We start from the raw sequence: 7,408 nt of genomic DNA, 5'->3' as shown, positions 1-7,408 counted from the left end.
GCGACACGGGCGATACGAGAAGCTGTAGATGCAGGGCCCTCCGTCGAAGCACGAAAGCGCATTCAGTCCCTTTTCGGCGCAAAGAACAGAAAGCTGGAGCTTACCCGTTGTCTCCGAACCGTAACTGAGAAACGAGAGGCAACGCCTAGCTAATACGCGATAGAGCCGTCGAGGGAGGGCCGAATCGGTCCCGACAGCCTCTCGTCGAGTCACCTGATGATGATGACGACGATATCCGAAAGGGAGCTGGCGTGAATCAAGGTGGTGTGGTGATTTCCGCTTTGGGGGATCTCATGTTGATCGGCGAATGGTCGGAAGTGGCCAAGCAGGGCCGTCTACCGACTGTCGCCGCCGATCTGCTGGAGATACTGGGCAGCGACATCGTCTTCGCGAATCTCGAGACGACCTCCATCGGGAGTGGCGACCTGACAGCCAAGGAGCCTCGTATCGTCGCGCCGGCCGAGGTGATCGCAAGCACCCTCGACACACTGGGTGTCAACGTCGTCAACCTCGCAAACAACCACGCCTTTGACGCGCAGCTCGCCGGTTTCGAAGAGACTCGAAGACATCTCGAGAAGCAGCGAATCATCTACTTCGGAGCCGGCCGCAATGCCGCTGAAGCGCGAGCACACCGCATCGTCGAAATCCGCGGCGTTCGACTCGGTTGGCTGGGCTATGTCGCGCCCGACACCCGACCATCTCACGAGGCCGGCGAGGGCACTTGCGGTGTCAACCTGCTGGAGGAAGCCCGCGTCAGAGAGGACGTTCGCCGCCTAAGGTCGACGGTCCATCACCTCATCGTGTCACTCCATTGGGGAATCGAGTACTGTCACCTTCCATCGCCTGGGCAGACGAAGTTTGCGCGGTCACTGGTCGACGAGGGCGTGTCGCTGGTCCTCGGGCATCATGCCCACGTTGTCCAGGGCATCGAGGAGTATCGCAATGGTGTGATCGTCTACAATCTGGGAAACCTGACCACGAGCGATCACTATGTGGACTCTCGCCTCACTATTCGTCAGACGCCCCGAACCTGCAGCTCGTTCGTCTTTCAGGCAACATTAACGACCGAAGAAATAGCCAGCGTCGGCGTTGTTCCTGTTCGAGACGAGCGAGGGCAACTGCTGGTGGGCGACGCTACGGCTGCACGATACGTCGAGAGAGCCAATCGCCTCCTCGATGCTGGTGTCTCCACAAGTCGCTGGAAGTGGCGGCGGCTGGTCGAAGATGTGCTTTTTCGCACTATGCGCAAGCTCCACCCACGGGTGATCTCCAGCATCCGGCCTCGCCACCTGATGAAGTTCTTCGGCAATGTCAGGCGAGCTCTATCCGGAAGAGGCCCGGTCGGCTAATGGCCCCTCCCTGGACTGGTTGCGTGAAGAGCCATGACTCGTCTCGAGGGGTAGTATGTTCGACTGATGGTGGAAGCTCAGGATGGCCAGGCCGGTGAAAATGCCTGACGGCTGGTATCCTCGCCTCTTTCGCGGCGTCGTGTTTCCCACCCTCGACGCGCTGAACAGGACCAACGTTTCGCGCTACTTTCGATCGCTTGAGAGAAGTCAATGGCTCCCACGCGCAGATCTGCAGAATCTCCAGAACGCAAAGCTGACGAACATCCTCGCATGGACTAGAGAGAACTCCGACTTCTATTCACGATTCTGGCGCGAGGCCGCCATGGAGCGACGAGCTGCGTCCGCCTACCCAGAGCTCGACGGCCTACCCATCGTCACCAAGGCGGATCTCCGGAGCGCACGGGAGCAGTTTCCCCTTGCTTCGTATCGTGGCCGGTCCTATGCGATCAAGACAAGCGGCTCCACAGGCGAGCCGATGACGTACTTCCGATCGGCCGAGCAAGAATCGATGTTCTGGGCCCTGAGGCTGCGCATGTGGGAATGGGGCGGCTACGTCCAGGGCGAGCCCTACTTGACTCTGAACCTCAATCCCCGCTCGGCATGGAAGAAGAGGTTACAAGACGTCCTCTTCCGCTGCTCCTATCATGGCTTCAACGCCAACAAACACGACGTCGAGGCAGTGCTGAGCGCTCTGACGAAGAAGCGGATCAAACATCTCATCGGCTATGCCTCTTCTCTTTACCTACTCAGCCAGGCGATGAATCGTCTGGGTGTGTCCAACCCCGGCATCGAGCACATCCTCTCAACGGGAGACACTCTCTTCCCCTCCTATCGTCATACCATCGAGGAGACCTTCGGGGTCGGTGTGGTTGATTACTACGGCGCCGGCGGCGAGGGCTTCCATCTCGCCTCGCAGTGCGAGCAAAGAGACCGATATCACCTGCATGTAGAGAACTCGGTGATCGAAATCCTAAAGGAGGGCCGACCTGCGGCACCGGGCGAGCTGGGCGAGGTCGTTGTGACCCAGCTCGACAACCGGGCGATGCCGCTCGTCCGCTACGCGACACAGGACGTCGCTGTACCGTCCGAGCAGAGAGCATGCGCCTGTGGCCGTGAGCTGCCTTTGCTCGAGCGCATCGAAGGCCGTGTCGCGGATATTGTCATCGCGCCCAACGGTTCCGCTCTCGTAGTTCACTTTTTCACGATCCTCTTCGAGCACCTTTCCGGGATCAGACTCTTTCAGATCATTCAGGCCCACCAGGACCGGATTACCGCCCGGATTGTCACAACCCCCGACTACGCCAAGGCGACGACGGAAGAGCGGATCCGACGGTCGGTGGCCGAAGCAACCGAGAGCTCTCTGCAGGTCGAATTCGAGTACGTCAACAACATACTGCTCAGCCCTTCGAACAAACGTCGTTTCGTAATCTCAGTGATCTCACCGTCGTTCGCCGAACGGGAAAGCGAAACCAATGGCTCTTCAGCTCGTGCGGATCCCGAGTCGCCGTTGGCTTAGCGTGTCGGAAGTTAACGCACGCCTGGGCTCTTGACCCTGTTTGTTGATCCACCGCGACTCTCGTTTTCGCGGTAGCGTTCCGCTCCAGCCGCAGACTCTGGTGAGGCCAGAGAGGAGGACGGATCGGATGCGGAAGAGCAAGTTCAGTGAGGAGCAGATCGCGATGGCGCTGCGCCAGGGCGAAGCCGGGACTCCGTTGGCGGATATCTGCCGCAAGCTCGGAATCAGCCAGGCGACGTACTTTCGGTGGAAGAAGGTCTACGGCAGCCTCGGTGTGCCGGAGCCGCGCGAGCTCCGGCAGCTGCGCGACGAGAATCGCCGGTTGAAACAGCTGGTGGCGGACCTGAGCCTCGACAAGACCATCCTGCGGGAGGCGCTGCAAGAAAATGGTGAGGCCCGCCGATCGGCGTCGGGTTGCCGAGTGGGCGCGTAGCGCTTACCAGGTAACGGAGCGGCGGGCCTGCTCAGCCACAGGGGTGGCGCGTTCGACGCTGCGCTACAGGAGCCGCCGGCCTTCGCAGGAGCCGCTGAGAAGGCGCCGGCGAGAGTTGGCGGGTGTGCGCACCTACGCTGGCTACCGGCGGCTGCACACGTACCTCAGGCGTGAAGGCTGGAACATCAATCACAAGCGCGTCTACCGCTTGTACATGGAAGAAGGACTAGCACTGCGACGCAAGAAGCGCCGGCGACGGCGCAGTCCGTTGCGCGCTGCGCGCGTCCAGATCCGACGGGACCCAACCAGTACTGGTCGACGGACTTCATGCACGATGCGCTGGCCAACGGCCGGACGCTTCGGATCTTCACCTTGATCGATGTCCATACGCGCGAGTGCTTGGCACTGCGCGCAGGCGTGGGTTTTAGCGGTGCTTCGGTAGCGGAGATCCTGAGTCAAGTGGGCCGTCGAAGGCCGTTTCCGAAAAGGATCCTGGTCGACAACGGGACGGAGTTCACATCGAAGGCACTCGATGCCTGGGCGTACTGGAACAAGGTCAAACTCGATTTTTCGCGACCGGGCAGGCCAGGGGACAACGCCCGCATCGAGGCCTTCAACAGCCTGGTTCGGTAAGAGTGCCTATCGCAACATTGGTTTCGAAGTTTGGAGGAGGCCGATGGCGTCCTCGAGACGTGGAAGGATGAGTACAACAATGACAGGCCCCACAGGAGTTTGCAGCGGATGACTCCGGCCCGATATCGGGCCGGAGTCATCCAGGTTCAGGACCGGAACGAGCCCGAAACTCGCGAATCGGGTGGATCACAAAAAGGGGTGAAGAGCCACCCTGACCACGGGTCGCTTGCGGCCTGGGTCGGAGCGACAGTCCGGGCAGTCCAGTCGTCGCCCTGGGCTGTCTGGCGGTTTGCGTACTCGGAGCCACGACCAGGCTGTCGGTCAGCGGAAAGGAGCGCGTCGGCTCACGCAGTGCGAGTCTCGGTGAGCGGAGCGTAGGCCCGGCGAGACAGGCGATTACGTCGCCAGGTTCAGCTCACCTCATGGGGACGATCGAGGCTTTGAACGCGCCGCCGGCTTCGACGGAGAACCCGTCCTGAAGCCGGATGACCTGACCCGCTTGCAGCTCGACATCGCCTCCGGAGAGGATGGCGTAGCTTGGCCCAGCCGTTATCGAGTTGCATGCCAGATGAATCTCCGGCGAGATGACCGTGTCGTTGGCCAAGACGAGCTCTTGCGGTGACGTACACGGGACAAAGATCGTGACTGAGACGTTGTTGAACCCCACGAGGCCGCCGCTGTCTGTGACTGCCGCCGTGACAGTGTGAAAGCCGGGAGTCAGCGCGGCCTGGAAGGCACCGCCGCTCCCTATCACTCCGTCGATGTTGGAAGTCCAGACCAGGGAGGCAGTGAGGTCGCCGTCTTCGATGTCGGTCCCGGCGCCAGAGAAGCTGACCTGAGTCCCCTCTTGAAGCAGATTCGACCGGCAGAGCTCGAGCTCCGCGCCGTTGCTGTCGAGGTCGCGGTCCCCGATGGTCACGGTGATGCGAACGTATCGTAGCTCCACGGGGGCCACGTCAAACTCGTAGTACATGTAGTCGGTATCTGCGGTCGTGATGCCCGGGCGGCCGTCGGTGATGCTGATTCCGGGACCGGCGAGCGTGCCGGCGCCGGCAGTTTTGCCGACAGATGCAAAGTGCTGAAGAACGCCTGCGCTGTCGCGATACTGTACCGTCCAAGCTTCGTCGTAGAAGTAGGGATTCCCCGGCGACCCCGCAAAGGGGGCCACCTTTAGGCTGTCCACCGTCTGCTCGGTCCCCAAGTCGATCTCGACCCAGTTACCGTTGCCGTCTGCTGCCCAGAAAACATCTGCCTGATTCGCCATTCCATCGACGAGCTTCGCTGCCTCGCGGCCGGGGAACTCGTTGCCGCTGGAAGTCACAGCCTCTCCCACAGCGAGCGAGCAGCTGGCAGGTGCGGGCGACGAGATGGTGACGGCGGGCGCGTTGTTGCTGACCACTTCGACCGTAACACTCACCGAGTCGGAGCCGGTGAGTCCCCCGCTGTCGATCACAGATCCCGTAACGGTGTGGTTGCCGACGGAAAGGACCGCTAAGAAAGAGCCACCGCTTCCAATCGGGCCGTCGATGCTGGAGCTCCAAGACAGATTGGTGGTCAGTACACCATCTTCGGCATCGCTTGCGCTCCCGGAGAAGCTAATCGAGGCGCCGTCGCTGAAGGTGGACCCGTTCGACGGCGAGCTTACGCTCACGCTCGGCGGCGAGTTGCCCGTCGAGATCTCGTCCGCGCCTATTTCGAAGGCCGCGCCCTGGGGCCTGGGGTCACCGTCGATGTCCCGGTTGATAGCAGGGAGAGCCATGCCTTGATTCTGGGCGCAGGTGTCAGCCGTGAGGAGGTGAAAGTCCTCAACCGCCTCATTCGCATAGAGTGGATCGCATTCGGCCGAGCTGGTGTCTCCTCCGGAGTTCGACCGCCATTGGGAGAGGCTGGTCTGTGGTCCGTTGTTCCAGGAGTAGAGGCCGTCGGCGTCCAACACGTTGAAGTCGGAGATCCAGTTCGAGGGCGCGTAGTCGGTTCGCAGGTTGAGGTCGAAGGGTCCATGGCCGGAGAAGATGTTGTTGCGGATGTCGAAGGACTGGTGGGGGAAGGGGTAGAGCTGATCGATGTAGATTGCCGCGAACCCTGGGTCCCCATGACAGGTGTTGTTGGAGAAGGTGATGGTGCCGGGGTTCGGCCCGCCGTTGTTGCCTCCGAAGTAGTAGAGGCAAGCCCCGTAGGAATCTGAGGAGAAGAAGTTGTTGGTTACGGTGACGTCTTCGGAAGACTCGCTCGCGGAAGCTCCGCCATCGCTGAAAGTTACGGCGTAAGTCTGACTCGTCCAATGAGGGGACTTGTCCCGGTAGATGTTGCGGTCGAAGACGATATCGTCGACGGAGCGGGCGTTTGCCCCTTCACAGGCTCCACTTGAATGAGCCTGTATGTGTAGAGCGTTGATGAGATCGATCAGCTCGTTGTTGCGTATCACCCAGTCGCGTGTGCATTGGGCGGGTTGGAAACCGACCGACGCGCAGTTACCTCCGCTGCCACAGGGCGTCCAGGCCGACGCGTTGCCGTCTATCACCGAATCGAGAAACTCGAGTCCTTGGTTGTAGCCCCACATCTTCGCGATAGTGGTTTTCGAGTTGTCGGCGCCATGCGCGGTGTAGGAGATGTTCTGCCAACGAAACGGCCCCCCGGTTCCAGGTCCGTAACCGCAGCTGCCTCGGATGAAGTAGACACCGATGTTGGTCGCTTTGATGTTAATCGCGGCGAAGTAGCGCAGATTGAGGCAGCCGAACATGTTGAAGGTGCTGCGATCGCTGGCGCCCGCGTGTACACGATCTTGGTTGATGCGGTCGAGTTCCAGGTCGTGCAGGTAGATGTGGGTCCCGGTGCCGCCGAAGAAGTTGGGGACGATGAATCCCGTGTCCGTTCCCGGCGCGTTGAGGTTTCCATAGTTGACCACCGAAAAGTGGGCCATCTCGAAGTAGCTGTTGTTCGCGCCGTAGGCGTTGAGAACGAAGGTCCGGTTGTAGTTGTTGGGCGGTCCCCCGTCGATGACCGCCGTGTCGTCGGTGTCGAACGGCGGGTAGTGTCCATCGCCATCCGCATCCCAGCCAATCAGCATCGCCGGATTGGTGGGGAGCTGCCAATCTTTCGCCTCACTCCCCGACTGCGGCTTGGTCCGGTAGCCAGCCAGTCCGCCGACGGCCGGTGTCAGATTATTGACGTCGCGACACGTTCCGCGAAAACAGACGATGTCCTCGAAGTTGCCGCTGCCCGTGCCGTTGGCTCGGGTGTTGAAGGCGTAGGTGATCGTGGCGCACGGATTGTTCGGACCCCCGCAGCCCGCGAAGTCCAGACCGGCCCCATCGCAATCGACGTAGACCTGGTCTTCCGCTTGCCCATCACCGTCGATGTCGTTCGACTGAACGCCCGTGCCCGAGGTGTCGTCGCAGACCAGATCGTCCACCCCCGCCTGCCCGATCAACCCGTCGTCGTTCATGTCCAGGCCATTCGCCCGAGCTGTGTAGCCTC

Annotated in this window: 3 protein-coding genes and 1 pseudogene; 3 read left to right on the top strand and 1 reads right to left on the bottom strand. The window is 61.1% G+C overall.

Annotation, left to right across the window (positions count from 1 at the left end; genetic code table 11):
• The first annotated feature begins 251 nt into the window (after window positions 1–251).
• From GY769_22530 to GY769_22520, 3 genes and pseudogenes are all read left to right on the top strand, one after another.
• The gene (locus GY769_22530) at window positions 252–1,349 is read left to right on the top strand and encodes a hypothetical protein (protein ID MCP4204694.1); all 1,098 of its coding nucleotides are present in this window, start codon (window positions 252–254) and stop codon (window positions 1,347–1,349) included.
• Between the two features lie 94 nt (window positions 1,350–1,443).
• On the top strand, window positions 1,444–2,865 hold the full coding sequence (locus GY769_22525; protein ID MCP4204693.1) for a phenylacetate--CoA ligase family protein: 1,422 nt from the start codon (window positions 1,444–1,446) through the stop codon (window positions 2,863–2,865).
• A 127-nt stretch (window positions 2,866–2,992) separates the two neighbouring features.
• Window positions 2,993–4,048, top strand: a pseudogene (locus GY769_22520) (IS3 family transposase).
• A gap of 298 nt (window positions 4,049–4,346) precedes the next feature.
• On the opposite strand, the gene GY769_22515 reads toward GY769_22520, so the two are convergent.
• Window positions 4,347–7,376 carry a discoidin domain-containing protein gene (locus GY769_22515; GenBank protein MCP4204692.1) on the bottom strand — a complete coding sequence of 1,010 codons (3,030 nt, stop codon included), beginning with the start codon at window positions 7,374–7,376 and terminating at the stop codon, window positions 4,347–4,349.
• Window positions 7,377–7,408 lie beyond the last annotated feature (32 nt).

This window comes from bacterium, assembly GCA_024224155.1.
Taxonomy (GTDB): domain Bacteria; phylum Acidobacteriota; class Thermoanaerobaculia; order Multivoradales; family JAHEKO01; genus CALZIK01.
This window is presented reverse-complemented; position numbering and strand designations above follow the sequence as displayed.

What these genes read in the sequence shown, in the direction of transcription:
- GY769_22515 (MCP4204692.1), bottom strand. Translation starts at nt 7,376, where the DNA reads ATGAACGACGACGGGTTGATCGGGCAGGCGGGGGTGGACGATCTGGTC.